The organism is Chitinophaga japonensis, from assembly GCF_007830125.1.
In the GTDB taxonomy this organism is placed as follows: domain Bacteria; phylum Bacteroidota; class Bacteroidia; order Chitinophagales; family Chitinophagaceae; genus Chitinophaga; species Chitinophaga japonensis.
Map to the genome: position 1 here is coordinate 1,527,312 of NZ_VLLG01000002.1, position 24,530 is coordinate 1,551,841.

At 53.3% G+C, this 24,530-nt stretch carries 23 protein-coding genes; 11 read left to right on the forward strand and 12 right to left on the reverse strand.

Translation table 11 applies throughout. The features are described 5' to 3' along the window. The first annotated feature begins 247 nt into the window (after window positions 1–247). Entirely contained in the window at window positions 248–1,015 is a 768-nt protein-coding gene (locus LX66_RS06185; RefSeq protein WP_145711005.1) for a DUF4397 domain-containing protein, read from the forward strand. 14 nt (window positions 1,016–1,029) lie between these two features. On the opposite strand, the gene recR is transcribed toward LX66_RS06185, so the two are convergent. From recR to LX66_RS06205, 4 genes are all read right to left on the reverse strand, one after another. Further along, entirely contained in the window at window positions 1,030–1,656 is a 627-nt protein-coding gene (gene recR, locus LX66_RS06190; RefSeq protein WP_145711006.1) for a recombination mediator RecR, read from the reverse strand. Between the two features lie 22 nt (window positions 1,657–1,678). Beyond that, the gene (locus LX66_RS06195) at window positions 1,679–3,139 is read right to left on the reverse strand and encodes an Ig-like domain-containing protein (RefSeq protein ID WP_145711007.1); all 1,461 of its coding nucleotides are present in this window, start codon (window positions 3,137–3,139) and stop codon (window positions 1,679–1,681) included. Window positions 3,140–3,198: 59 nt separating this feature from the next. Further along, complete coding sequence (locus LX66_RS06200) at window positions 3,199–6,360, reverse strand: ATP-dependent helicase (RefSeq protein ID WP_145711008.1); 3,162 nt, start codon at window positions 6,358–6,360, stop codon at window positions 3,199–3,201. 209 nt (window positions 6,361–6,569) lie between these two features. Further along, window positions 6,570–7,562 (reverse strand): lipid A deacylase LpxR family protein, encoded by a 993-nt coding sequence (locus tag LX66_RS06205; protein WP_158642549.1) that lies wholly within the window; start codon window positions 7,560–7,562, stop codon window positions 6,570–6,572. 388 nt (window positions 7,563–7,950) lie between these two features. Between LX66_RS06205 and LX66_RS06210 the strand changes: the two genes are divergently transcribed. The 6 genes from LX66_RS06210 (at window position 7,951) to LX66_RS06235 (ending at window position 11,578) form a co-directional block, all read left to right on the forward strand. Next, on the forward strand, window positions 7,951–8,121 hold the full coding sequence (locus tag LX66_RS06210; protein ID WP_145711010.1) for a microviridin/marinostatin family tricyclic proteinase inhibitor: 171 nt from the start codon (window positions 7,951–7,953) through the stop codon (window positions 8,119–8,121). 52 nt (window positions 8,122–8,173) lie between these two features. Then, the gene (locus LX66_RS06215; RefSeq protein ID WP_145711011.1) at window positions 8,174–8,350 is read left to right on the forward strand and encodes a microviridin/marinostatin family tricyclic proteinase inhibitor; all 177 of its coding nucleotides are present in this window, start codon (window positions 8,174–8,176) and stop codon (window positions 8,348–8,350) included. A gap of 69 nt (window positions 8,351–8,419) precedes the next feature. Beyond that, window positions 8,420–9,394 (forward strand): MvdC/MvdD family ATP grasp protein, encoded by a 975-nt coding sequence (locus tag LX66_RS06220; RefSeq protein ID WP_145711012.1) that lies wholly within the window; start codon window positions 8,420–8,422, stop codon window positions 9,392–9,394. Then, window positions 9,387–10,385: an MvdC/MvdD family ATP grasp protein gene (locus LX66_RS06225; RefSeq protein ID WP_145711013.1), complete on the forward strand. Its 999-nt coding sequence runs from the start codon at window positions 9,387–9,389 to the stop codon at window positions 10,383–10,385. The genes LX66_RS06220 and LX66_RS06225 overlap by 8 nt, the downstream gene beginning before the upstream one ends. Before the next feature lie 134 nt (window positions 10,386–10,519). Continuing rightward, window positions 10,520–10,996, forward strand: a complete 477-nt coding sequence (locus LX66_RS06230) for a hypothetical protein (RefSeq protein ID WP_145711014.1) — start codon at window positions 10,520–10,522, stop codon at window positions 10,994–10,996. Window positions 10,997–11,077: 81 nt separating this feature from the next. Further along, the gene (locus LX66_RS06235; protein ID WP_145711015.1) at window positions 11,078–11,578 is read left to right on the forward strand and encodes a lipocalin family protein; all 501 of its coding nucleotides are present in this window, start codon (window positions 11,078–11,080) and stop codon (window positions 11,576–11,578) included. A gap of 90 nt (window positions 11,579–11,668) precedes the next feature. Here LX66_RS06235 and LX66_RS06240 read toward each other — a convergent pair whose 3' ends face one another. From LX66_RS06240 to kbl, 8 genes are all read right to left on the reverse strand, one after another. Then, window positions 11,669–12,559: a LysR substrate-binding domain-containing protein gene (locus LX66_RS06240; protein WP_145711016.1), complete on the reverse strand. Its 891-nt coding sequence runs from the start codon at window positions 12,557–12,559 to the stop codon at window positions 11,669–11,671. Between the two features lie 342 nt (window positions 12,560–12,901). After that, on the reverse strand, window positions 12,902–14,854 hold the full coding sequence (gene ispG / locus LX66_RS06245; protein WP_145711017.1) for a (E)-4-hydroxy-3-methylbut-2-enyl-diphosphate synthase: 1,953 nt from the start codon (window positions 14,852–14,854) through the stop codon (window positions 12,902–12,904). Between the two features lie 111 nt (window positions 14,855–14,965). Continuing rightward, window positions 14,966–16,105 (reverse strand): ATP-binding protein, encoded by a 1,140-nt coding sequence (locus LX66_RS06250; RefSeq protein WP_145711018.1) that lies wholly within the window; start codon window positions 16,103–16,105, stop codon window positions 14,966–14,968. Window positions 16,106–16,220: 115 nt separating this feature from the next. Continuing rightward, on the reverse strand, window positions 16,221–16,904 hold the full coding sequence (locus LX66_RS06255; RefSeq protein ID WP_145711019.1) for an MgtC/SapB family protein: 684 nt from the start codon (window positions 16,902–16,904) through the stop codon (window positions 16,221–16,223). A gap of 32 nt (window positions 16,905–16,936) precedes the next feature. Then, entirely contained in the window at window positions 16,937–17,680 is a 744-nt protein-coding gene (locus LX66_RS06260) for a tetratricopeptide repeat protein (RefSeq protein WP_211366031.1), read from the reverse strand. 2 nt (window positions 17,681–17,682) lie between these two features. After that, entirely contained in the window at window positions 17,683–18,708 is a 1,026-nt protein-coding gene (locus tag LX66_RS06265) for a VWA domain-containing protein (protein WP_145711020.1), read from the reverse strand. Window positions 18,709–18,806: 98 nt separating this feature from the next. Continuing rightward, window positions 18,807–19,610, reverse strand: coding sequence for a class D beta-lactamase (gene blaOXA, locus LX66_RS06270; RefSeq protein ID WP_145711021.1), 804 nt, complete (start codon window positions 19,608–19,610; stop codon window positions 18,807–18,809). Between the two features lie 175 nt (window positions 19,611–19,785). After that, window positions 19,786–20,985: a glycine C-acetyltransferase gene (kbl, locus tag LX66_RS06275; protein ID WP_145711022.1), complete on the reverse strand. Its 1,200-nt coding sequence runs from the start codon at window positions 20,983–20,985 to the stop codon at window positions 19,786–19,788. 317 nt (window positions 20,986–21,302) lie between these two features. Between kbl and LX66_RS06280 the strand changes: the two genes are divergently transcribed. The 4 genes from LX66_RS06280 to LX66_RS06295 are packed head-to-tail and all read left to right on the forward strand — an operon-like array spanning window position 21,303 to window position 24,413. Then, a complete protein-coding gene (locus LX66_RS06280) occupies window positions 21,303–21,788 on the forward strand; it encodes an RNA polymerase sigma factor (protein ID WP_145711023.1) in 486 nt (161 codons plus the stop codon). Then, entirely contained in the window at window positions 21,789–23,111 is a 1,323-nt protein-coding gene (locus LX66_RS06285) for an anti-sigma factor family protein (RefSeq protein ID WP_145711024.1), read from the forward strand. Between the two features lie 38 nt (window positions 23,112–23,149). Beyond that, entirely contained in the window at window positions 23,150–24,073 is a 924-nt protein-coding gene (locus LX66_RS06290) for an outer membrane beta-barrel protein (protein ID WP_158642550.1), read from the forward strand. Between the two features lie 28 nt (window positions 24,074–24,101). Next, window positions 24,102–24,413: a hypothetical protein gene (locus tag LX66_RS06295; RefSeq protein WP_145711026.1), complete on the forward strand. Its 312-nt coding sequence runs from the start codon at window positions 24,102–24,104 to the stop codon at window positions 24,411–24,413. The last annotated feature ends 117 nt before the right edge of the window (window positions 24,414–24,530 follow it).

Sequence of the window (24,530 nt, forward strand, 5' to 3'; positions counted from 1 at the left end):
GTTTAAAACGTTTATTAGTTACGGTTTAAAATAGGCAGGGCTCCGGAGGTCGAACAATAAACAAATCCACCCTCCCGGGCCGTTGCAAAGATAGTAAACTCCCAAGAGAAAAGCACCGGTGGACTTTTGGGGCGGCCGGGGGACCGGTGGGACGCCCCGTAAAGCCGTGTCTGCAGCGGTTTTAGCCTGCCCTGTCCTGAACCATTCCGGCATGAAAAGTGTTAGCCTTTGATAAAAAGACCATCTTATGAAACATTACTTTATTGCAGAGATCCGCAATTACCTGCTGGCGATAAGCGCCATGTTATTATGCGCCATTGTATTTTCAGGCTGCTCCGACGATGATGATAATCCTAATCCTCCCCCCGTGACGGGCCTGATGACCTTAAACCTGGCGCCGGACCAGGAAGCCGTGGACATTGCCCTTTCGGGGAACCTGCTGCCTGGCTCTCCGCTGCCCTACCTGGGATATTCCGGGGTGTACCTGAACATATATGCCGCTGAACGGCCGGTGCAAACCTTCAGCTATCTTTCGGGGAACGAGATTGCGGCCACCACCCATAATTTTATGGAGGACCAGTACTATTCCCTGTTTGTAATAGGCGCCAACGATAACTACCGCAACCTGGTAGTGATGGACAACTTTGACAGCCTGTCCAATGCGGCGGCCGGCAGCGCCTACCTTCGTTTTGTAAATGCCATACCGGATTCCGGCAACCCGGTGGTGACCGTTACAATGGGGGATTCTGCCTACGTTGATACCCCTGCCGCTTTTGGAGCAGTGTCCGGCTTTACGGCCATCCCTCCCGGGGAGATCAGCATCCGGGCGCTCAGCAGCACCACGGACATCAGCCGCAGTATTACGCTGGAACAATCAAAAATATATACCGCCCTGCTTACCGGGATGCCCGGCGAAACAGGTGATACCAAAACGCAGATCCGGTATGTGGTGAACGGCATGCTGGCGGAAGAACCCGGCAAGCAGGACAGCGCCGCGGTAGCCAACAGTTTTTAGCGGGGAAGCGCCAGCTACTTCTGCATATAGTTTTCCAGCGGCAGGCGGTTGGTGATGGAGCGGGCCAGCGTCATTTCATCGGCATACTCCAGCTCGCCGCCAAAGGCAATGCCGCGGGCAATGGTGGTGATCTTCACCGGGTTGCCGGGTACGCCCTGCAGCTTCTTGGAAAGATAATAGATGGTGGTATCCCCTTCAATGGTGGGGCTCAGGGCCATGATCACCTCACTGATCTCCTGCTGCTGCACCCTTTCTACCAGGGAATGGATGTTCAGTTGGTCCGGACCGATGCCGTCAATGGGGGAGATGATGCCGCCCAGCACATGGTATACGCCGTTGTACTGCTGGGTGTTCTCAATGGCCATTACATCGCGTATATTCTCCACCACGCATACCAGGGTCTTGTTGCGGGAGTGGCTGGCGCAAATGCTGCAGATCTCTTCGTCGGATACATTATGGCATAGCTTGCAGAACCTGATCTGCTGGCGCATACGGGCAATCGCTTCGCTGAACTGCTGCACCTGGGCCGGCTCCTGCTTCAGCAGGTGCAGCACCAGCCGTAAAGCAGTTTTCTTGCCTATGCCCGGCATCCTGGCAAATTCATTAACCGCAGTTTCAATCAGGGCGGAGGAAAAAATCATAATGCAAAGATAGCAGTTAGCTTTATAACGTCAGGTCCTCCTTGATTCCCCAGTTGGCCTTGATGTTCTTTTTATCCGGGAAGCTCACCACTCTTTCCGGCTGCTTTTTAGGCGTGCCGTAGTATACGCCGCGGTCCCATTTGCCATTGCCGTTCTCGTCCAGCAAAACCCGGATCTCGTACTCGCCGGGCTGGATCAGTTCCTGGGTCCAGCCGCCGTTTACAATGGCGCCGGTGTACCTGATCTCTTTGTCCTTTACCAATTGCACCACGAAGCTGATACCGGTATCGCCCTGCAGGGCATTGCGGGTGCTGTCGCTCAGCCGCAGCTTCACGAAGATCTTCCCGTAGTCGGATTCCTTCTTCGCGGTAAAGTGGATGGTGTCCGCCTTGGTCAACTGCTGGTTCAGCGTATCGGTGGCGGCCGTTTTGTCTATGATCAGGCGGTAGGGCATACCGGGCTTCCACTGGTAAGCCAGGGACAGGCGGGTGCGGGTAGAGTCAAAAGAAGTGGTAAAAGGCACCGGTTTGAAGAGCGTATCTTCCGCCAGGTGCAGTTGCGTGCTGTCCAGTGCCCGGAGCGGTATGGAAAAGGTAAGCAGCAGGGGCGTGTCCAGGTCCTGCAGTTGCTGCTCCAGCAGGGGGCTTACCTGCAGGCGGGGCTTTTTCTTTTCGTCCTTGTCCTTATTGTCTTCAGCGGGTACATCCGGCGGCGGCAGGTCTTCCGGGGACTTGATGCTGCTGTCCTTTTCCATGAACAGCAGCATGGTGATGTCGCTCACATTTTCCTCCCGCAGGTGCAGCAGGCTGTCCTGGAAGGCGATCAGTTCCGCATTGGGCTGGGTGTACTGCAGGTCGCGGTCTTCCTCCTTCAGGGCAAAGAGCTTATAGTCGCCGGGCGCCAGGTTCTTGAACCAGAAGGTGCCGTTGCCCCTGGAGCGGGCATAGTACACCGGTTTTTCCTTGGATACCACGGAGTCTGTAATGTTGCGGTACAGCATTACCGCCACGTTACTGTCTATCTTGCCTGTTTCCGCATTGATGGTGCGGCCTCTTACCTGCAGGGAGTCCAGGTAGTCGCCGGTAGACACCACGTACTGGAAATCCTCTATGGGATTGCGCTCGTTTACGTCCCTGATGGCGTCAGAAAAGTTGAAAGTATAGGTGGTATTGGCCTCCAGCGTGTCCCGTATTTCCATGGTCACGGTGCGCAGCTTGGAAGTAACGGTAGGTGTGCGTTTCAGCGTGGGAGACACGATCATCTTCTCGAAGATATTATCCAGCTCCACGTATTCATCAAAGGAGAACACCACTTTCTTGCTGCTGAAGTGCAGGGAGGAGTCCGCAGGATTTACGGTGATCAGCACAGGGGGGAGCGTATCCCGGGGACCGCCGCCCGGCGGCACTATATTGGCGCAGCGCGAAAAGAGAACGGAAGCGAGTACTATCAGCCAGCATATCCAGCTCCTGAGACGTTGAATCATTATCTTAAATTAATTGCCACTTGTATTAAACTGCAAACTTACTGCTTTCATTCGTGCTTTTACCCACCGGCCATCTCTTCCTCCTCCAGGTCGTGCAGCGCCACGTGCAGGCGGTTGTCCTTCACAAAATTGCACCAGGGGCAGTCTTCCTTGCCGCAACCGGTGTAGAACTCCTTGTTCTGTATCTTGTTCCAGGTGCTCACGATCTGCTGGGTAACGGTGGTTACATCCTGCGGGGTGATGGTCACCTTCTGCCGGTGATACTGTTTTTGCCGGTTAGGTTCTATAAAATCGAACTCGGTGCTCACCACCTGCCAGCTCTTTGAACGGTAATTGTCCAGCAATATTTTATAGAATACGGCCTGCCGCCAGTAATCGCCGCCGTTGGGATTGCGCTCGTTCGGCTGTTCAAACTTGCGGTATTCCTTAATGGCCTTTTCGTAATCGCCTGTTTTGTAATCCACTACATTTACCAGGTTGCCGTCAAACTCCAGCTTGTCCACTTTGCCTTTTAAGGGCACCCCGTTTACCACCACGTTGCGGATATTGCGCTCCACGCTTACAATGCGCGGCCAGGTATCAATGTAGGTGTCATAGTACTCGCTGAGGATATCGCGCCCGTATTCCATTCGCCGCTCAAAGGCTTCCCTGGTAAAGGATTCCCGGTTGCGCCGCATGCTCCAGCTAAAATCCCGGATGAATTCCTCTTTGGCGGGGAACACGTTGCCATTCTCCTGCATTTTAAGGAACAGCTTTTCCAGCGCATAGTGCACGGCGGAGCCGAACTCCGTATTCTCCGAGCGGCCGGTAGGCACCCGCACCAGGTTGCGGTAAAAGAAGCCCAGTGGGCAGTCCAGGTAATTATTCAGCGCGGTCACATTCATAACAAAGCCGGCCAGCAGGGTGTCTATGAACTGCTGGTCTACCCGGGCTATTTCCGGCGCCTGGCCTTTGGCGTAGTTCAGCAGCTCAAATTCAAACAGGTCGTTTTCCGGCAGCTCCACTTTTTCATTGGGCAGTATGTGCTGGTCCAGTATCTCCGTAATGAACATGCTGGGCTCCAGGGGCTTGCCGTCCTGCCGGAATTCAGGATAGCTGATGTAGAGGTGCTTTTCCGCGCGGGTAATGGCTACATAGAAAAGGCGGCGCAGCTCCTGCTCGTCCGTAGAGGTGCTTTGCGTTACAAACACCGTGTCCGGGAAAGAGAAGCCGCTGTTGTTCTTCTTTTTCTTTTCCCAGAGGTGGGAGTTGGCGCTGGCCAGGAACACGTATTCAAACTCCAGCCCTTTGGAGCCGTGGGCGGTAATGAGGTTCACGCCTTTGTCATTGCCCGCCACCTGCACCAGCGGCAGGGGAAGATTATTTTTTTCCATAAGGTCCACCATCTCCATAAAGCCGGCAATGGTCAGGTCCGGGTTGCGGTGGGTTTCCTCCTTAATGAAATCAAAGAGGGCCTGCAGGATCTTCATCAGCCAGATTTTTTCCGGCGATGCCATAATGTAGGCCAGTATGCCGCCTTCGTTAACGATGTTGGCAAACAGTTGCTGCAGGGTTACGTTATAGGCGTCGCTGATCCATTTTTCCACCATCCTGCCCACGTTCATCATGGCGGTATCCGGCGCTTCGGTAAACAGGGTGGGGTTGCGTGTTTGCTGCCACTCCCGCAGGTACTGGCGGATGGATGTTTTATCCTGGTAGCCTTTTTCCGCTACGCGGATGCTCATTTTGGCTACCTCTACCGGCGGGATATTATAAAAATCGTAGTGCAGGATGGAGAACAGCAGGTCGTCGCCGCTGTAAGGCGTATCCGTTTCACAGGCCACATAGCGCAGCAGCGTCAGCACCTTGCGGGCAAAGGGCACTTCAAACAGGTTGATGTTACGCTTGGAGTACACCGGCAGCCCCTTCATGCGGAAGTACTGCGCCAGCTCCTCGCCGTAGCGGTTCTCCCGGTAAATGACGGCTATCTTTCCCGGGGCCACGCCTGCCTGCAGCAGCCTGGTCACCTCCAGGGTAATGCCGGCCATCTCATCGCGGGGAGTATTGTAGCGCTGTATCACCGGCGGTATGGACAGGGCGGCCAGCTTCTCGTTGCCGGCGCTGAGCTGCTTGCTGAGGCCGGGCAACTGGTTTACCAGCCGGGAGTCGCCGTTTTGATCTATCAGGGACATGGATACGTCCAGGATGTTCTGCACGGAGCGGTAGTTCTGCGTAAGCACAATGGTGCGCAGCGTGTCTGCAAAGCTGCCGGCAAACTGCTCCATATTCTCTATGTTGGCGCCCTGGAAGCGGTAAATGCTCTGGTCATCGTCGCCCACCACGAAAATATTCGGCAGCTCCTCCCCGCTGATCAGCAGTTGTATCAGCCGGTTCTGCGTACCGCTGGTATCCTGGTACTCATCTACCAGTATATATTGAAAACGTTCCTTGTAATCGGCCAGCAGGTGCGGGTTCTCTTCAAATGCGCGGATCACCCAGTTGATCATATCATCAAAGTCATAGCGGTTGGCGGCCTGCATCATTTGCTGGAACACGGTGAACTGTTCTACGGCGGCCTGCAGGCGGGCCATCTTTTCCGCTTCCTGCTCTATTTTATCGGTGCGTACGTCGCCTTTCTTGAAATTTTTGGTGGCGCGCTTGCAGATATACTCATCCCGCTCCGGCAGGCTGTCCAGGTAGGCTTTGATGCTGGCCCGGATATAATCCACCGACCAGCCTTCGCGCTTCATGGTAGAGAACAGGTTGTCCAGGTTGCGGATATCAAAGTATACGTCGCCGCGGTAGCGTTTCAGCGGGTTGTCTTTCGTAAAGCCGTCTATCAGCTTTTTGAGCAACTGTATCTTTTCCAGGTCGGAGATGGGGTCCAGCACGTTCTTTTCAAACAGGGCCAGGTTGTCCTGTATCACCTCGTTACAAAAGGAGTGGAAGGTATGTATGTTTACCCGGTAGGCATCCGGCCCGATAAAGTCCGTAAGCCGTTTGCGCATGGCCACGGTGCCGGCGTCCGTATAGGTAAGGCACAGGATGTTCTGCGGCAGGAAGTCCGTATCCTGCAGTATTTTACCGATACGGGAGGCCAGTATCTGGGTTTTACCGGTACCGGGTCCGGCTATTACCATTACCGGGCCCTCCGTATTATCCACCGCCTGGCGCTGGCGCTCGTTCAGGCGATGGTATACTTCCAGGAACCGTTGCTGGTATTGTAAGGATTCGCGGGACATAGTGTTTTGCCTCAGTGTTGGATCATTGCCAACAACAATTTAGAGATAAAAAGGCAAAAATAAGGTAATCGCTTTATGCGGGGATGAGATACCTGCCGGCAGGAAAAAATGTGAAAGGTGAATGCGGCCCTCACACAGGTGCTTTCACCCTTCACGTGGAATTTGATCATTGTACATTTAACACCACCGCTTCCGGAAAGGTTCATTTGCTACAGGGGAATGTACAGGGAAACATTGCCTACCTCGTGATGGCGGGTGCCCTTCAGGGAGGGGCTTTGCGTTTTCTGTGTATAGGCCAGGCGCCAGCGGTGGTAGGCCACGGTAATGCCATAGTCTACCCTGAGGTTCCAGGGACGGAGGTGGGCCGTCTTCAGGGATTTGTTAAATTCAAAACGGCTGTTCCGCCAACTGAACAATCCCCCTTCCAGCAGGGCATTGTACAAGGTGTACTCTACTGCAGGGCGCAGGAAGGCGTATACCTGGAATTTTTTCTCCCGCCAGGCGCTGCCGCGCCGCATGCCAAAGTAGGGCGTCATCCACCCGGCCCGCAAGGTAGCATGCAGGGCTGCCCCGTCCAGCATGGTGCCGGCATAGGCAGTAGCGCCGCCTATCAGCTCCAGGCCTGCCGACGGCTGCCACAGCATTTTTTCAAAAGTGAAGTGGTAGTTCAGCAGCGGGGCGTTGGGTAACTGGTTGTCCCAGCCTTTGGGGCGGTCGTATCCAATCAGGCTGTGCATCCAGGTTTGCGTTTCTTTTGCAAAGGCCCAGGGGCCCATAACGCCCATTACCAGCTCGGACTGCAGGCTGAACTTTCTTACGGGGTCATAGGAGTCCAGTCCGTGGGCCAGGAACAGCGCGCCGGCATAGGAATAATCGTCCGGCAGGTACTCGGTGGTGAAAAGATCCTCCGGGGTGATCATTACCTGCATCAGGCTCCAGTGATAGGTATTGATGGCGTCAGGGCCGGTACGGGGCAGCAGCCATTTGTCCGGGGAGCGGGAGGGCCTCCTTTTCTGGTAGAAATAGTCGATGCGGGTGCCGTTGGTATAGGACTCATCCGTACCCTGCCCGCGGACGTTCATAAAATCATTATCCTCGTAAATGCGCAGCATCCTGCCCAGGCTGTCTGCCGTGGGAATGACCTGGCATTTTGCCCCTGCAGCCATTACCAGTATTAGTATTCCGGTCAGTAATATTCTCATAACCCTTCTGTTTGGCCATTCGTCTGTAACAGGCAGCAGGTGCAGGCAGGCATCACTTTGCCGGCGCATGTATCATATACAAGCGGTGCATAGCGTATAGGTGACAGTTGTAGATCCGGGTAAACAGTTTCGGGCAGTTGCCGTGTGATGAAAATTAAGTTACAACAACTATGCCTGCTGGTCGGCCCCTAAAGTTACGGCTTGATAACAATAAAGGGATATTAAATTATGGCAATGCGCAGCCCTTATCTTTTTGCCATGGCGGGGTAACAATCCGGCGTGGCGGTCCGTTATATCACTGTTGTTCATTTAACCGGTATTTTTACTTAATATGCAACGTGACACGTTTGAAAACGCTTTTGTTTAACCATTTAAAACCCGATTTGGTATGCAACCCAACAACCAAGTGCAAAAACCCTTCTTTGCCCAATTCCTGGAGAACCAGGCTGATGCCAAAGCCGCTACTGCCCAGCAGCAGGAAACCCTTGCCGGCCAGTTGACGGAAACACAGACCACCCTGAAATTCCCTTCCGATTGGGATGATGCAGATTGGGGTTGATCCGTTCCCTTTTCATTGTAGCATTTTTTATTAACAATCTAAACCACTTTAAATGATGCAGTCTAACCAACAGGTGCAGAAACCCTTTTTTGCACAATTCCTTGAGTCACAAGCTAATGAATCACAAGAAGCCAGCTCCTGGCAGGGTACCGGCAAGCTGATTGATGCGCCGGGTGGTGATGTAACCCAGAAATTCCCTTCCGACGGCGATGAAGAATGGGATATCTAACGCCATTCAGACTTCTTTAAGTAACAAGCAATAGCCGCCGCGCTATTGCTTGTTTTTATTGTTACACACATGATACTTTGCATTACCCACTCACAGGATTTCTATACCATAGATCTTGTGCAGCAGCACCTGGAAAAACTGGGCTACCCTTCCTGGCGACTGAATTCAGACGAGTTCGGCACCGGCTATACCTTGCAGTACACGCTGGACAAGGGGGCGGCACAGCTCCGGCTGCGGCAGGGCAGGCGCAGCCTGGCCGCCGCGGATATCACCGGCGTGTGGTACCGCAAGCTGTGGGGCCTGCGGGCGCCCGCCCAACTGGACCCCGCCTACCTGCCTGCTTTCAGCAAGGAGTACAACACCAGCCTGCACATATTTTTTGACGCCCTGCAGCACGCGCCCTGGATCAACAACATGGCGGCAGACCATGCGGTGTGCAACAACAAGCTCTGGCAGCTCCGGGAGGCGCAGCATTGCGGGCTCCGGGTGCCGCGCACTGTGCTTACCAACCAGCCGGAAGCCGTGCGCGACCTCTACGAAGCCTGCGGCGGCAACATCATTATGAAGCTGCATGGCGCGCTGAGCAGGAGCATGGAGGGCAAAGGCGCTTTCCTGCCTACCACCCGCCTGCAGGCGGCCGACCTGGCGCAACTGGACACACTGGCCTACTGCCCCATGATATTCCAGGAGCTGGTGCCCAAGGCCTATGAGCTGCGCATTGCCTATGCGGCCGGGGTTGTCTACACCGGCAAGATCAACGCCGGCGGCGATGCAGCCGGCAGTACGGACTGGCGGGCCGCTGCGGCTACCCTGCCCTGGGCGCCCTACACGCTGCCTGCCACCGTAGCGGAAAAGATAGACGCCCTGATGCAGCGGCTGAACCTGTCCTTTGGCGCTATTGACATGATACGCCGCCCGGACGGGGAATATGTGTTCCTGGAAGTAAACCCCCAGGGGGAGTGGGGTATGCTGCAAAAACACCTGGGTTACCCCATTGCCGAAACAATAGCAGAAAAACTCGTAAACAAGATCCAACATGGCTAAAGAAAAGGTGATCATCCTCACCCATACCGCAGACAATATTTCCGTAGATACCGTTACCCGCTTTGTACAGGAAGCGGGCGGCGAAGCGATCCGTTTTAACGTGGACCAGTACCCGCTGCACAGCCGGCTCAGCTCCGTATACCGGCAGGGGCAGCAGGAGATCGTGCTGGAAAACGAAAGCGGCATCCACACCCTGCACGATGCCGCCGGCATCTGGTACCGGCGCAGCTACAACATTGGCAAGGGGCTGGACAAGATCATTGACAGGGAATACCTGCCGGCCACCCTGCTGGAAAGCAAGCGCACCCTGTTTGGCATGATAGAAGGGCTGGATATTTTCCAGATGGAGCGGTACAGCGTGTACCGCCGCCTGGACAGCAAGGAAGAGCAGTTGCGGATAGCGGTCGCCTGCGGGCTACGCGTTCCCGCCACCTGCATCAGCAACGACCCGGCCGCCATCCGGCATTTTATGCAGTCCGTAGAGGCGCCGGTGATCACTAAAATGCAGAGCGCCTTTGCCATATACCGGGAAGGGCAGGAGCATGTAGTGTTTACCAATGCCGTGGAAGACGAGCACCTGCAGGACCTGGACAGTGTACAATACTGCCCCATGGTGTTCCAGGAAAGGATTGAAAAGCAGTTGGAGCTGCGGGTGAATATCGTAGGGCAGGCCATATTTGCCTTCAGCGTCAACTCCGCCGTGGCCGCCCGGGCCGCTACGGACTGGCGCAAGGACGGCGCCGCCCTGGTGGAAAGCTGGGAGCCCTACACCCTGCCGGACGAGCTGCAGCAAAAGCTCCGGGCGTTTATGGACACTTACGGGCTGAACTATGGGGCCATTGACCTGATCCTGAGCCCTGATAATCAATATTATTTCCTGGAAGTGAATGCTGCCGGGGAGTATTTCTGGCTGGACAAGCTGTGCGATAATGCCATCTCCCGGCAAATTGCCCATGTATTACTGGGAAAGGCCGCCCGCAGGGGAAACTGAAACAAATAACGTATTTTTGTTATTCAATTAAAACGGTTATGCTTGTCACTACGTATATATCTGATATGCGGATGTGCAAATATGCAAGTGTGCGGATCATCATGCTACATAAAGCACTATTTTAACAAACGAACTTGGATCTTACAGCATACATAAACAGCGGCGCCATAGAGTGCTACCTGCTTGGCCTGTCCAATGCCGAAGAAGAGGCCCGGCTGGAGGAGATGCGGCAGCTATATCCCGAGCTGGACTCGGAGATATCTGTGGTGGCTTACCGGCTGGAGCTGGCCGCCCTGGCGGGTGGCGTTACCCCGCCGGCGCAGGTATGGGAGTCCATCTGTGAGCAGGTACAATGGCCGGCCAAACAGGAGCAGCGCCGGCACGGCCGCCGGGGGGAACCAGCCTATACCGTGATCAACCTGCAGCAGCCGGCGCCGCCCAGGGTGATACAGGTGAGCATCTGGTGGCGCTGCGCTTTTATCGCCCTGTGTATGCTGGTGATGGCATTGCTGGCCACCAGCATTTATTTTTACCGGAAATACCATGAACTGGAAGAAAGAATGCTCTCCGCGTATCCAGCTTCCCAGTTGACGCGCCCTTCAACAAATTGACCTGCAGGGATGTTTAATTGGTATATTTCTTGCTTTTGCACCTGAAAACCGAGCATTCGCTATCAAATTAAATTATAACAGATGAAGTTGAAAAATCTTACCCTTGCAGCATTATGCCTGGTGGCATCCCTGCTGGCCGTTTCCTGCAGCACCCCTTCCGGTGCCACTTCCCAGAGCATTTCCAAGAGCAACGTAACCGGCAATTGGGTAGTAACGGATATCCAGTTTGAAGGGATACCGGAAAACAGCAAGGTTACCGTGTTTGACGAAGCCTCTTACAACTGCTTCAAAGGCAGCAACTGGGTGCTGCCCTCCAACGGCAAAGGATCCTATACGCTTTCTGCTACCTCCGACGGCTGTACGACGGCTTCCCAGCCCATTATGTGGTCGCTGAACAAGCAGGCGGGGTATACCATGTTCCAGTTCAAAAAGCTCACGCAGGGCATTAAGGCAAAAGACATTACGGATGGGTACCGCGTAGAGCTGAGCTCCGTAAGCGGCGATAACATGGTATGGCGGGCGCCGGTCACTTTTGAGAACCAGAGCGCATTTATCGTGTATACGCTGCAAAAAACAAGATAATGTGCGTATATGCAAATGTGCGGATGTGCAGATGAAAATGCCGTAAATGCCTGATCATCTGCACATTTGCATATCTGCACATCCGCACATTCATTTTATCTCCTTCCCGGCAAATTTCATGAAAAGCTGCGCCAGCTTGTCCTGCTGCCCCTGCAGGTGTGTAAACCTGAACTGCCGCACCACTTTAAAATTCTTTACCGGCAATATCCTGAACTCCCCCGCTTCCAGCTCCCTGCTCACTGCCTGCAGGGACAAAAAGGCCGCACCCGGCGCATGGTGCAGGTAGGACTTCATGCTTTCCGTGCTGCTCATGTACATGGCGATATTCAGGTCCGTAAGCTTTAGCTTCAGGCGTTTCAGCGCTTCCGTAAGCACTTCCAGCGTACCGGAACCATGCTCCCGCACCAGCAGGGGAATGGCGCACAGCTCCTGCGGGCTGAGGGCCTCGCCGCTGCCATAGGTATAGGCGGCATTGCTGATCAGCACGATCTCGTCCTGCGCAAATTCTATGTACTTGAGCTGCGGGTTCCGCGAGCTGCCCTCTATAATGCCCAGTTGTATATCCTTTTCCAGCAGGGCCTGTTCTATGTGTTCGGTATTACCACTTACCAGGGAGGTTTTAATATCCGCATAGCGCTGGTTGAACCGGGCCAGCAGGGGTGGTATAAAATACTGGGCAATGGTGGTGCTGGCTCCTATCTGCAGCCTGCCGCCCCGCTCATGCTTCAGTTGGTTGATGTCATATTCCAGGTTGCGGTAGCTGGTAAAGATCTCATCTGCATACTGCAGCGCGATCTTCCCCGCGGGGGTAATCGTGATCTTGTTGCCGATGCGCTCAAACAGGGCAATGCCCAGTTGCTGCTCCAGCTCATGAATGTGCTTGGTGACCGCGGGCTGAGAAATGAACAGCTCCTCTGCCGCTTTGGTGAAGCTGAGGCGTTTGGCCACCGTATAAAAAACCTTTAACCGGAAATCAAGCATGAAATGAAATTACGAATTATTCCTGCGGCGCCTGGCCGTATAAAAAAAGGAGCTTCCGCAGAAGCCCCTCCTCTATAACAGTTTTAAACCTTTTCAGATCAGAAAGGTACGTAATAAAAAGTATTTTCCCCTAAAAAACACGTAGAAATACGCTTGCCGGGCACCCGGCACGCATTGTACCTTTGTACTGTCCAATAAATAGAAGCGTTAGCCCTGGTATTTCACCACCATACTATTGATGCAATGTGTAGTGAAAATTCAAAACATCCTGTTAACCTCAAAAAATACCTATTATCAGAGTGTCCGCTCCCTTCCTAACCCCGGGGACGGACATTTTTCATTTCAGTTACTGTTACTTTCCACCCACATGCCGTTCTCCTTTATCAGGTTGATCAGCTCCGCCACTGCCACCTCGCTGTTCAGCCCGCGCTTTACCACTTCCTTGCCCTTGTACAGGGTGATCTTGCCTACGCCGCTGCCCACATAGCCGAAGTCTGCATCGGCCATCTCGCCGGGGCCGTTCACAATGCAGCCCATGATAGCGATCTTCACCCCCTTCAGGTGGTGGGTGACCGCGCGTATTTTGGCCGTGGTTTCCTGCAGGTCAAACAGCGTGCGGCCGCAGGAAGGGCAGGAGATATATTCTGTTTTGGAAATACGGGTACGGGTGGCCTGCAGGATGCCAAAGGCAACGGGATTGATGCGGGCCAGGTCCTGCGCGCTGCGCGGCTGCCCGTAGTCAATGCCCAGGCAGATGCCGTCGCCAAAGCCATCCAGCAGCAGGGCACCGGTCTCTATGGCGTACTGCAGCAGGCGGTCGTCTGCTGCCGGCTGTGCGCTGGAAGTCAATAAAATAACGGGGTTGGCAATACGCTGTTCCATCAGCGTCATGAGCAGGCGCCGTACCTCCGGCATAGCATGGCTGTTGGCCGTGGAGCATACGCTCAGCACAGCGGTAGGGTCGCCCTGCAGCTTTTGCAGGAATGCCTCCGGGAGGGGCTGGCTGCTGTCTGCATCCACCATGTTCAGTACGGGGGACCTTTCTCCGGGCTGCAGGTAGGTATCTACCGGCAGGAAGGGAAAGTACTTTTCCTTGTCCGGCGCCTGCAGCCAGGTATCGTAGGGGGTGATCACCTTCAAGGTGCCGGGCAGGGCAAAAGGCAGTATGGTTTCGGAAAAGATGTAATCGGCGGCCTGGTCGGCAATATTCCATTTATCGGTATCGGCGTCGTAATGGTAGCCAATGGCTTCCAGGTCAGCGGGCTGTATGTTGGCGATCTTGCCAAAATCCGCTATGACCACCGGTACCTGCTTGCCGCCGATGTTGTCTACGGCGATGGTTTCCCGCCGTTTGTACTCAAAGGGCGAATAAGGCGGCTGGATTACCGGGGTGATGGGCGCATGCCCTTCACGTTGGGTATAGCGCTTTACCAGGTCGCGGCATACGGGCAGCTCAAACTCCGGGTCTTCTGTAAGGGATACGCGGATGGTGTCCCCCACGCCGTCTTCCAGCAGGGTGCCGATGCCGATGGCGGACTTGATGCGCCCGTCCTCCCCGTCGCCGGCCTCGGTAACGCCCAGGTGCAGGGGATAGCAGTGGCCCAGCTCCTGCTGCATGGTTTGTACCAGCAGGCGGTAGGCCTGCACCATTACCTGCGGGTTGCTGGACTTCATGCTCAGCACGATATTATAATAATTCAGGTCTTCCGCTATGCGCAGGAACTCCATGGCGCTTTCCACCATGCCGATGGGGGTATCGCCATAGCGGCTCATGATGCGGTCGCTAAGGGAGCCATGGTTGGTGCCGATGCGCATGGCCGTGCCGTACTCCTTGCACACCTGCACCAGCGGCGTAAACCGTTCGCGTATGCGGTCTATCTCCGCCAGGTATTCCGCATCAGTATAATTGATGGTCTCAAATTTCTTTTTGTCTACATAGTTGCCCGGGTTCACCCTTACCTTTTCCACGATGCGGGCGGCAATTTCCGCGGCATTGGGAGTAAAATGGATATCGGCCACCAGGGGGGTGTGATAGCCTCTTTTGCGCAGCTCGTTTTTAATAGGGAGCAGGTTTTCCGCTTCTTTTTTACTGGGCGCGGTAATGCGTACCAGCTCCGCCCCGGCCTCTATGCAACGGATGGCCTGGGCTACGGTGCCGGCCGTGTCCATGGTGTCCGTGGTGGTCATGGTTTGAATGCGGATAGGGTTATTATTTCCGATCAGCAGGTCGCCTACCTTTACTTCTAAAGTGGGCAGGCGCTTGTACGTTGTCAGGGAATGGCAATATAGCTGCATAATGTTACAAAGGTAACGAACGGGGGTGAAAATAGTTAGCAGCGGGATGAGGTGAATAACTAGATATGCACGCTGACAAAGAGTTTGTTAGTGTGCATAATGGACTGAATTTTAAGTGAATGTAATAAAATCCAGATAGTTTAGCTGTGTAATGCCGTTAAATATAGCATGGGGGTAAGCTTTCCCGAATGCGGTGGGAATCCTGATCTTTCCTGCTTTCCATTTGCATTCGAAAGCTGTCAGCTCCTGCCGGTTATTCACTTCAATCAGGTCCAGTTCCTGCTGATCATAAGTTCTCCAAAAGTAGTACTGCGGGTGGTATCCACGGTAACTGTTAAATTTCATTCTTTCCGATAGAAAATATTGCTCCCATAATTGTCCAACATCGTTACGAGTTTGAAGCGGGCTAAAATTATTTATCAGTGCGTTCCTGATACCATTATCATAAAAGAACCACTTTTTACTTTTACTTACTTCTTTCCGTAAGTTATTACTGTAACCGGGAAGCGGGTATATAATAAAGACTTTGGCAAGCAGATCAAGGTAGCGGTCAACTGTATTTTTGCTTAATTGTAATGTATTGCCCAATTCTATTGTACTTACTTCGCTGCCAATCTGGAAAGCGAGTAACTGCAATAGCCGGTACAGAATATCTGCCCCTTTTACATTTTCATACATCAGGATATCTTTTAACAGATAACTGCTTACCAGGGATTTCAGATAAGTTTCCTTTTCCTCAATGGTAGGAAGGTGCCATAATTCCGGGTAACTGCCATAGATCAACCTTTGTTCAAGGTTGGATGTAGTGGTTAACAAGTCCTCTATTTCAGTAAGCTCCACCTGAGCAATAGGATATAATTGATAAACAAGTTGGCGGCCTACCAGCGGCTCACCTGCTGCTGTTACCAGGTCAAAGCTGCTGCTGCCCGTGACAATTATGGTTATTCCCTTAATGTTATCTATCATCAGCTTTAGTACCTGCCCGATTGCAGGAACGGCCTGTGCTTCATCAATGATTATGATTTTTTTGTTGCGTGTCAGGCGTTGATAGTTAGCAATTGTTCGCTGCTGTAAAATAGCTGCAACCTGCATATCTTCTCCCTGCAATAACAGCACATTGTCTTTATGTCTTTCCGCAATATTCTGGATAAGGGTTGTTTTTCCAACCCGGCGGGTGCCATAAAGCATGATTACTTTTTGCTTGCCCAGTTGCTTATCCAGGGTTTGTTCTAAAATTCTGGGAATATCCATATTCAAAATTAAGTCATTTTAGTGACTTAATTAATGAAAATTAGGTCAGTTGACAGACTTGATTTATGTAAATTGAGAAATATACGGGTCGTCCGCCCTCCGGCAGGGATAGGAGTTATATGTTGGAATAGCTTACTTCCTTTACGCCTTCCTGTTCTTTTAAAGTATCTATTACTGCCAGCACCTTGCCTTCAGCAGCCGATTTATTGATCACTATTTCCAATTCGTCTATGTATCCCTTTTCCGGGCGTTGCAGGGTGATCTCGTCAAAATCTACCTTGTGCTGCTGCAGCAACTGTGATACGCCCGACATCGTGAGGCTGGCATGCTGGAAGCTGATACGGATGCTGCGGTCCTTTATATTGGAGAAGAACTTATTCTCAATATGCTTGATGGCGGTGAGTATCACCAGGGTAATAAGGGTGGCGGCAATAGCTGCCCAGTACATGCCCCCGCCTACGGCCAGCCCCACGGCCGCTACGGTCCACAGCCCGGCAGCCGTGGTAAGGCCGTATATCACTTTACGCTTGATGAAAAGAATAGTGCCTGCGCCAATAAAACCGATGCCGCTGATCACCAGGGAGGCAATACGGGAAGGGTCCAGCTCCACGTTCTCGTGGCCCAGTACCTCTTCAAAGCCGTAAGCGGAAACGATCATGGCCAGCGTGGAGCCCAGGCATACCAGCATATGGGTACGCAGCCCGGCGGCCCATTCCAGGCGCTCCCGGTCCAGGCCCACCAGGCCGCCCAATACGGCTGCTGTGGCCAGGCGCAGAATGATCTCGGTGGTTTCTATCATGGTTTAATTTAATAAACCATCTAACAAATTAGCTACCAATCTTTTTCCACAGGTACCTGTTGCCCCTTCATTTTCTTCATCTTGTCCTGCAGCTTTTTCTCTTCCTGGTTCAGGGCCTGCAGCAGGCGTTCGGCTTCCTGTTTGTCCAGCTTGCTGGGTTGGGGCTGGGGTTTTTGCTGGTCCTGCTGTTCTTTGTCCTTGTTCTGCTGGTCCTGTTGGTCCTGCTGGTTTTTGTTCTGGTCTTTGTCTTTGTTCTGCTGGTTCTGTTGCTGTTGCTGCTTGTCCTTTTCTTTCTTATCCTTGTCTTTATTGTCGCTGCCGCCCTGCTGCTGTTTTTTAAGCATGGCCTGGGCATAGGCCAGGTTATAGCGGGCCTGCTCATCCGTGGGGTTCAGCTTCAGCGCCTGCTTGTAGGACTTGATGCTTTCCTCCCATTTTTTGTTCTCCATGTAGGTATTGCCCATATTGTAGCTGGCGTCGCTTTTGGTATGCTTGTCGCCGGACAGCTTAATGGTGTTGGCGTACTGGGTGCGGGCATCCTCAAACCGTTTCTGTTCGTACAGGGAATTGCCCAGGTTATAACGCCCTATTTCGGATTGCTGGTTCTGTTCCAGCGCTTTCTTGTAGTTGGCCTCCGCATCGGTATATTTCTTTTCCTGGTACAGTTCATTGCCTTTGCGGATGTACTTGTTGCCGCTTTGCGCCCATACGCCGGAGCACCCGCACAGCAGTGCGGCAGTAATAAGCATACGGTAGGTGGTATTCAATAGCTGCATGATCATTCTTTAACAAGGGTTACCAATTCCTCTTTCGGTCTTCTTATTTCGGGAATAAAGAACTCTGCTATGATCAGCACCAGGCAGATAGCCAAGAAATACTGGAAATAGCTGTTATAATCGGTAAATATGTTCTCCCCGAATTCTTTCTGCTCCATGCCGTCGATCTTGTTCACCAGGGTGTTCACTACATCTTCTGTATTGTTATCCAGGTGGGCATATACGCCTTTGCCGGCAGATGCGATGCTTTTCAGTTCATCTTCATTCAGTTTGGAGATCACCACGTTGCCTTCCCGGTCTCTTTTAGGTGCGCCGGTTTCCGGATCGGTCAGCGGTGCGCCGGCAGGGGAGCCAATGCCCACGGTATTGATCACCACGCCTTCCCCGAAGGCGTTCCTGGCTTTTTCCGCAGAGCCTTCTTCGTGATCTTCCCCGTCGGAGATGATCACCAGGGTCTTGTGCTTGCGCTCCATCTTATTGAAAGCGTTGGTGCTTACCTCTATGGCCTGGGAAACGGCTGTGCCCTGGGTAGGGATCATATCCGGGCTTACGGTGCTCAGGTACATCCTGGCGGCGGAGTAGTCGATGGTAAGCGGCATCTGCAGGTAAGCGCTGCCGGCAAATACTACCAGGCCCACGCGGTCATTGTCCAGCTTATCCATCAGCTTGGTGATCAGTTGTTTGGCCCTGGTAAGGCGGTCCGGCTTCACATCGCGGGCCAGCATGCTTTTACTTACGTCCAGCGCAATCACTACATCCACCCCCTTGCGGGTGATCTTTTCCATCCGGCTGCCTTTCTGCAGGTTGGCCAGGCCGATCACGCCAAAGAAAAAGGCCACAAACAGCAGCAGGAACTTCAATACAAACAAACGGCGGCTGTAGCCCAGGAACAGGCTCTCCACCAGCGTGGGATCGCCCAGCTTGCGGATGGAGCGGCGTTTCCACCAGGAAACGCCGATAAATGCCAACTGCAACACCAGCAGCAGCACCAGCGCCCATAAATATTCACTATGCTGAAAACGTAACATATGGCTCAAATATAAATTTTTTGCTACGTTTTACAGAGAAGATCTGTGGTGATTTAGGAGTTTTTTAACGGTCTGCGGGCCGGTACCCGCGCCCGCGGCTATTTCATGCCTTCAAAATAGCCTTCCTCCTGCAAAATACCTTTGAGAATGCTCATGCGCACATTGCGCATTTCAATATCGGGATCTTCAGACTCAAAGTTCAGCACAAAAAAGGTAGGGCGGCCGTTCTCCTCCACCCAGCCGGTTACCCAGCCTATTTCCTTGGGCCCGGCAATGCCCCAGCCGGTCTTATAGCTCAGCTCGTACTTGTCCGTCTTTTCCATCAGCATCACGCTGCGCACCCATTGCATGGTGATCTTATGGAAGGGCAACTGGTCGAAGTACAGTTGCTTGACAAAGCCCAGCTCTTCGTCCGGGGATATTTTCAGGGAGTTATCCAGCCAGAAGGTATCTATGCTGCTGATCTTCATGTTGCCGTACTTCACGGAGTCCAGCCATTTTTGCATGGTAGGTTTGCCGATCCGGCGGGCCACTTCCTGGTAATAGGGGACTGCCGATACCCGGAAAGCCTCCCGCATGCTCAGGTCCTGGTTCCATTCCGGCACGGAGCGGGTAATGCCGTCCCATTTGATGACCATGCCGGTATCTTTGATCGCCCCGGTTTCCAGGCCTACCAGGGAATTGAATATCTTGAAGGTGGAAGCGGGCAGGAAACGCTCTTTGGCGCGCTCCAGGTTATATACCTTGAACAGGCCCTTGCTGTTGTCAAACAGCATAAAGCAGCCTTCCACCTTGTGTTGCGTAAAGTATTTTTCCCAGCTTTTTTCTTCCCGCACGTTGTTGGGGGCACAGGCAGTGATCAGCAAAGGTGCCAGCAGCAATATCCAGGCTATTCGTTTCATTTAATATTGAATTGATTGCTGCAAAAGTAGCGGTTGGGAATGTAAAATGTAAAATTTAAAATGGAGAAAGGAGAAAGGAGAAGGGAGAAAGGAGAAGGGAGAAGGGAGAAAGGAGAAGGGAATCGCTGCAAGTCCTTTTTCCTTCTCCTTTCTCCCTTTTCCTTTCTCCACTTTCTCAGGCCGGCGTTTGCTGGATCACGCCCAGCTCCCTGCCTACCTTGGTAAAGGCGGCAATGGCTTTGTCCAGGTGAGCCTGCTCATGGGCGGCGCTCAGTTGTACCCGTATGCGGGCCTGCCCTTTGGGCACTACCGGGAAGAAGAAGCCGATCACGTACACGCCTTCCTGCAGCAGCCTGTCGGCAAATTGCTGGCTCAGTACGGCGTCGTACAGCATAACGGGCACAATGGGGTGGTCGCCGGGCTTGATGTCAAAGCCGGCTTCCGTCATTTTCTTACGGAAATATTGGGTATTGTATTCCAGTTTGTCGCGCAGGGTGGTGGTTTCGCTCAGCATATCCAGCACGGCAATGGAGGCGCCTACAATGCTGGGGGCCACGGAGTTGGAGAACAGGTAGGGGCGGCTGCGCTGGCGCAGCATATCTATCACCTCCCTGCGGCCGCTGGTAAAGCCGCCGGAAGCGCCGCCCAGGGCCTTGCCCAGGGTGCCGGTGATAATGTCTACCCGGCCCATTACGCCGCGGTATTCGTGGGTGCCGCGGCCGGTCTTGCCCAGGAAACCGGAAGAGTGGCTTTCATCGCTCATTACAATCGCATTGTATTTGTCTGACAGGTCGCATATCTTGTCCAGTTGGGCAATGGTGCCGTCCATGCTGAAGGAGCCGTCCGTTACGATGATACGGCTGCGGGCGCCGGCCGCTTCCTGCAGTTTGGCTTCCAGGTCGGCCATATTGTTATGTTCATACCGGAAGCGCTGGGCCTTGCATAGGCGCACCCCGTCAATAATGGAGGCATGGTTGAGCGCATCGGAGATAATGGCGTCCTGCTCGTTGAACAGGGGCTCAAATACCCCTCCGTTCGCGTCAAAGGCCGCAGCATACAGGATGGCGTCCTCCATACCCAGGAAGCCCGCTATCTTTTGCTCCAGCTCCCGGTGAATATCCTGGGTGCCGCAGATAAAGCGCACGCTGCTCATACCGTAGCCATGGGTATCAATGGCTTCCCTGGCGGCAGCGATCACGGCCGGGTGGGAGCTGAGGCCCAGGTAGTTATTGGCGCAGAAGTTCACAACGGTGTTGCCGCCTACCGTTATTTCAGCCCCCTGTTCGGAGGTAATGATCCGTTCATTTTTGAAGAGGCCGGCGGAGCGGATCTCGTCCAGTTCCTGCCGCAAACGGTCAATGAAGTGCTGGTTCATATGCTTGGCATTAAGAAGTTACAAAGTTATAGCATTAAATGTAGCATGATATGCCCAGTTGGCGGCCCGCCGGCCGGTTTTACGGCAATTTTTTGACGGGGGTGTAACATTCCGGTACCGCTTTCCGTCATAATACTATCATGTAAGCGGGAGTTTGTGTTAGTGGTCAGTTGGCAGTCCGCAGTAAGCAGTCCGGGTACTGCGAAGCTGTAAAACCGGCAAGATACAGCAACGCAGCGACCTGCCAACTGAGGCCAAAATGTTAGTAGTATTCAAGTAATTGTCGGACATTAGCACTAAAATCCCCGCAGCACCGGATGACGGAAAAAGAGTACAATAAATGCGTGGACCTGTACGCGGATAACCTCTTCCGCTTCATTGTCAAGAACCTGGAGCACACGGAAGATGCAAGAGATGTGGTACAGAATGCATTTGAAATATTATGGAAGCACTGTAATGACGTCCCGTTTGAAAAGGCGAAGTCATACCTTTTCACAGTGGCGTACCATAATATGATAGATCATGTGCGCAAGGTAAAGCGGATCACACTGGTAGACCAGTTCAAGGAAGAAGAGAAGGTATCGGAGCAGCGCATACACAATGCCCGGACAGTGCTGGAAAAGGCCCTGAACCGGCTTACGGAAGTACAGCGCTCCCTGGTGCTGCTGAAGGATTATGAAGGATACAGCTACGAGGAGATCAGCAATATCATGGGGCTCAACCCTTCCCAGGTAAAGGTATACCTGCACCGGGCAAGGATACATCTGAAGAACTATCTGATAAAAATGGAAAATGTAATATAATTGTCTGTAGACATCAACATATCGAATTACGAGGAATACCTGCTCTGTTATATAGACGGGGAGCTGAACAATGAAGAGCGCGCTGCGCTGGAAGCCTTCCTGCAGCAACATCCCCGGTTGGGGAAGGAGCTGGAGGTATTGAAGGCCGCCATTTTAAAACCGGATGAGCAGGAGGGCTTTGGCAACAGGGAAATATTGTACCGCAGCACAGAGATCACCACCGAAAACTATGAGGCCTTCCTGCTCAGCTACATGGATGGGGAGCTGAATGCCGCGGAACGAACCGCCCTGGAAGCGTTCCTGAAAAAACACCCCCACCTGGAACAGGAGCTGGAAACCTGGCAGGCCACCCGCCTGCAGGCAGATCCCGGCCTGCAGTTCGATAACCGGGAAATGCTGTACCGCCACACCGGTACGCTCACCACCGAAAACTACGAAACGTATTTACTAAGTTATATTGATGGCGAGCTGAGTGAAAAAGAGGAACAGGCGTTGCAGCAGTTCCTGCAGCAGCACCCGGAATTGCAACCGGCGCTGCAGGTGCTACAGCGCACCCGCCTGCAGCCGGACCCCGCGCTGCGGATGCCCGGCAAGGCAGATCTGTACCGGAAAACCGGCAACCGCGGGGTGATACGCCCGGCCTGGTGGTGGGGCGCCGCCGCGGCCGTAGTGGCCGGCTGCCTGGTATGGCTGCTGCCGTTACAGCAAAATACGGATACCGTGCAGACCGCCCCTGTAGCGGTGACCACACCCGGTGCCCCGGAGAACAACGGCGCAGGGAATACCGTACCGGCGCCTTCCCGGGCCCTGCCCGCACCGGATCCGGATGCGCCGCAGGTGGCCGCCCATATGCCGGCAACAAGGGCGGAGGAGGAAGCTGCCGCACCTGCTGCCAGGCAACCGGCCCCGGTAACCAACACGCCGGCCCGCCAGCCATCTGCCATAACCGTGGCCGCAGCGCCTGCACCGGCTAAGCCCAGGCCGGCCGGTAACAATAACAATACAGCGGTGCTGGCCCAGTTGCCCCAGCCGCCCGCCACCTCGGCGGAAGTAGTGGAGCAGCACCTGGAAAAACACCTGGAGAATGCAATGCCGCCGGCACGGCAAACGCCCATCCGGGCCGATCAGAGCCCGGTGCTGGCCAATAACATGGACCTGCCCCCGGCCCCCGCGCCGGCTGCAGAAAAGGCAGCTCCCGCGCCGGAGTCGGTACAGGGAGAGCTGATCATGTCCGTGACCAGCAGCAGTGAAAGCAAGCTGCTCAACGGGGTGACCAGCATCGCCAAATTCTTTTCAAAGAAGAAAAACCGGAGATCCGAATAAATAATTATGCATCCTGTTTTATAATGTTTGATGTTAGTATGAAGCATAAAATTTTACACTGGATATTATTATTGATACTGATAATGGCAGGAGGGGCTTACGCCCAGGAGAAGGCTGCGGCGCCAACGGCGGATACTATCCAGGTCAAAGGGCTGATCATTATAAAAGGGAAGGACGCCCGTGGCAAAAATACCTATAAATTCTACCATGACACCGCCTATGCCCGCGCCAAGCTGGCTAAGAACCTGCATACCAAGTGGTTTGTGGTGGATGTGGGCTTTAATAATTATATAGACCGCAGTGATTACAGGGGAGCTTATGCGGAGGCGTTGGATGTAAGAAACAGCTATTACAGCAGCCCGAACGCAAGTTATGGGTATAGTGGTACAGGCTTGAATGCTTTTGCCCCCCGCGCTGCCAGCGCGCCCCTTACCCCGGACGAGTTCAAGCTGATCACCGGCAAATCCGTCAACGTCAATATCTGGATCATACAGCAGCGCCTCAATATTTACAAGCACAAGCTGAATGTTATTTACGCCCTGGGCGTGGAAATGAACAACTACCGTTATGCCCGCAACATTACCTATGTGCCCGGCTATCCTACCAAAATTATTCGCGATACAGTGAACTTTTCTAAAAATAAATTGTTTGCAGAGTATCTGAGTGTTCCGGTAATGCTCAATTTTAATTCAAACCCGGCCCGGCCCGGCCGTTCTTTTGAGTTGAGTGTAGGCGTTATGGGCGGGTACCTTGTAAAGTCCCGCACCAAGCAGATCAGTGAAGAGCGCGGCAAGATCAAGCGTACAGATGATTTTAACCTCAATAAATGGCGTTTCGGGCTTACCAGTGAATTGGCCTATGGACCTGTGAAATTATATAGTAACTTTGCCTTGACGCCATTACACGATTATGGGTTGGAGCAATACCCTTTCTCTATCGGTATCCGGTTTAACGGGTTTTGACGTTTTTGATCACCAGTCTAGATAGCTTATGCGCACTTTTTTGACCTTTCTGGCATGTTCGGGATTCATTGTATGGGCACATTCCTGTGATAAAAGAATAGTAGGCGTACAACCCTCCCCGGCAGCCCGCGAAACCCTGGCAGTAAAACAGGAAGTGGCTAAACCCCGTCCCTATTACGTCAAACAGCGGTATTTAAAGCAGTTCTTTTCCGCCGCCGCCCTGAGCGTAGTAGGTAACGATCCCCAGGTGTACCTGGCCAGCTACCGGTACCTGCGGCAAAGGAACCTTTTTTCCGCCAGAACAGATACCATGATGCTGCATTTCCGGCCCCGCCGGTAGTATAGCCCCGTCGCCCTTCATTTTTTTTAGCCTTTCCCCCTTTTTTAACTGGCCCTGCCTTTTCTCTTTTCTATATATTTGAATGATTTATATTTAATCTTCAAAAACCACCGTATG

Bases quoted from the DNA above. Each gene is read 5' to 3' on its own strand.
- LX66_RS06265 (WP_145711020.1), bottom strand. From the start codon at position 18,708: ATGTTACGTTTTCAGCATAGTGAATATTTATGGGCGCTGGTGCTGCTG.
- LX66_RS06295 (WP_145711026.1), top strand. From the start codon at position 24,102: ATGCGCACTTTTTTGACCTTTCTGGCATGTTCGGGATTCATTGTATGG.
- LX66_RS06290 (WP_158642550.1), top strand. From the start codon at position 23,150: ATGAAGCATAAAATTTTACACTGGATATTATTATTGATACTGATAATG.
- LX66_RS06280 (WP_145711023.1), top strand. From the start codon at position 21,303: ATGACGGAAAAAGAGTACAATAAATGCGTGGACCTGTACGCGGATAAC.
- LX66_RS06185 (WP_145711005.1), top strand. From the start codon at position 248: ATGAAACATTACTTTATTGCAGAGATCCGCAATTACCTGCTGGCGATA.
- LX66_RS06260 (WP_211366031.1), bottom strand. From the start codon at position 17,680: ATGCAGCTATTGAATACCACCTACCGTATGCTTATTACTGCCGCACTG.
- LX66_RS06255 (WP_145711019.1), bottom strand. From the start codon at position 16,904: ATGATAGAAACCACCGAGATCATTCTGCGCCTGGCCACAGCAGCCGTA.
- LX66_RS06205 (WP_158642549.1), bottom strand. From the start codon at position 7,562: ATGAGAATATTACTGACCGGAATACTAATACTGGTAATGGCTGCAGGG.
- blaOXA (WP_145711021.1), bottom strand. From the start codon at position 19,610: ATGAAACGAATAGCCTGGATATTGCTGCTGGCACCTTTGCTGATCACT.
- LX66_RS06235 (WP_145711015.1), top strand. From the start codon at position 11,078: ATGAAGTTGAAAAATCTTACCCTTGCAGCATTATGCCTGGTGGCATCC.
- LX66_RS06200 (WP_145711008.1), bottom strand. From the start codon at position 6,360: ATGTCCCGCGAATCCTTACAATACCAGCAACGGTTCCTGGAAGTATAC.
- recR (WP_145711006.1), bottom strand. From the start codon at position 1,656: ATGATTTTTTCCTCCGCCCTGATTGAAACTGCGGTTAATGAATTTGCC.
- LX66_RS06210 (WP_145711010.1), top strand. From the start codon at position 7,951: ATGCAACCCAACAACCAAGTGCAAAAACCCTTCTTTGCCCAATTCCTG.
- LX66_RS06225 (WP_145711013.1), top strand. From the start codon at position 9,387: ATGGCTAAAGAAAAGGTGATCATCCTCACCCATACCGCAGACAATATT.
- LX66_RS06195 (WP_145711007.1), bottom strand. From the start codon at position 3,139: ATGATTCAACGTCTCAGGAGCTGGATATGCTGGCTGATAGTACTCGCT.
- LX66_RS06220 (WP_145711012.1), top strand. From the start codon at position 8,420: ATGATACTTTGCATTACCCACTCACAGGATTTCTATACCATAGATCTT.
- kbl (WP_145711022.1), bottom strand. From the start codon at position 20,985: ATGAACCAGCACTTCATTGACCGTTTGCGGCAGGAACTGGACGAGATC.
- LX66_RS06215 (WP_145711011.1), top strand. From the start codon at position 8,174: ATGATGCAGTCTAACCAACAGGTGCAGAAACCCTTTTTTGCACAATTC.
- LX66_RS06240 (WP_145711016.1), bottom strand. From the start codon at position 12,559: ATGCTTGATTTCCGGTTAAAGGTTTTTTATACGGTGGCCAAACGCCTC.
- ispG (WP_145711017.1), bottom strand. From the start codon at position 14,854: ATGCAGCTATATTGCCATTCCCTGACAACGTACAAGCGCCTGCCCACT.
- LX66_RS06250 (WP_145711018.1), bottom strand. From the start codon at position 16,105: ATGGATATTCCCAGAATTTTAGAACAAACCCTGGATAAGCAACTGGGC.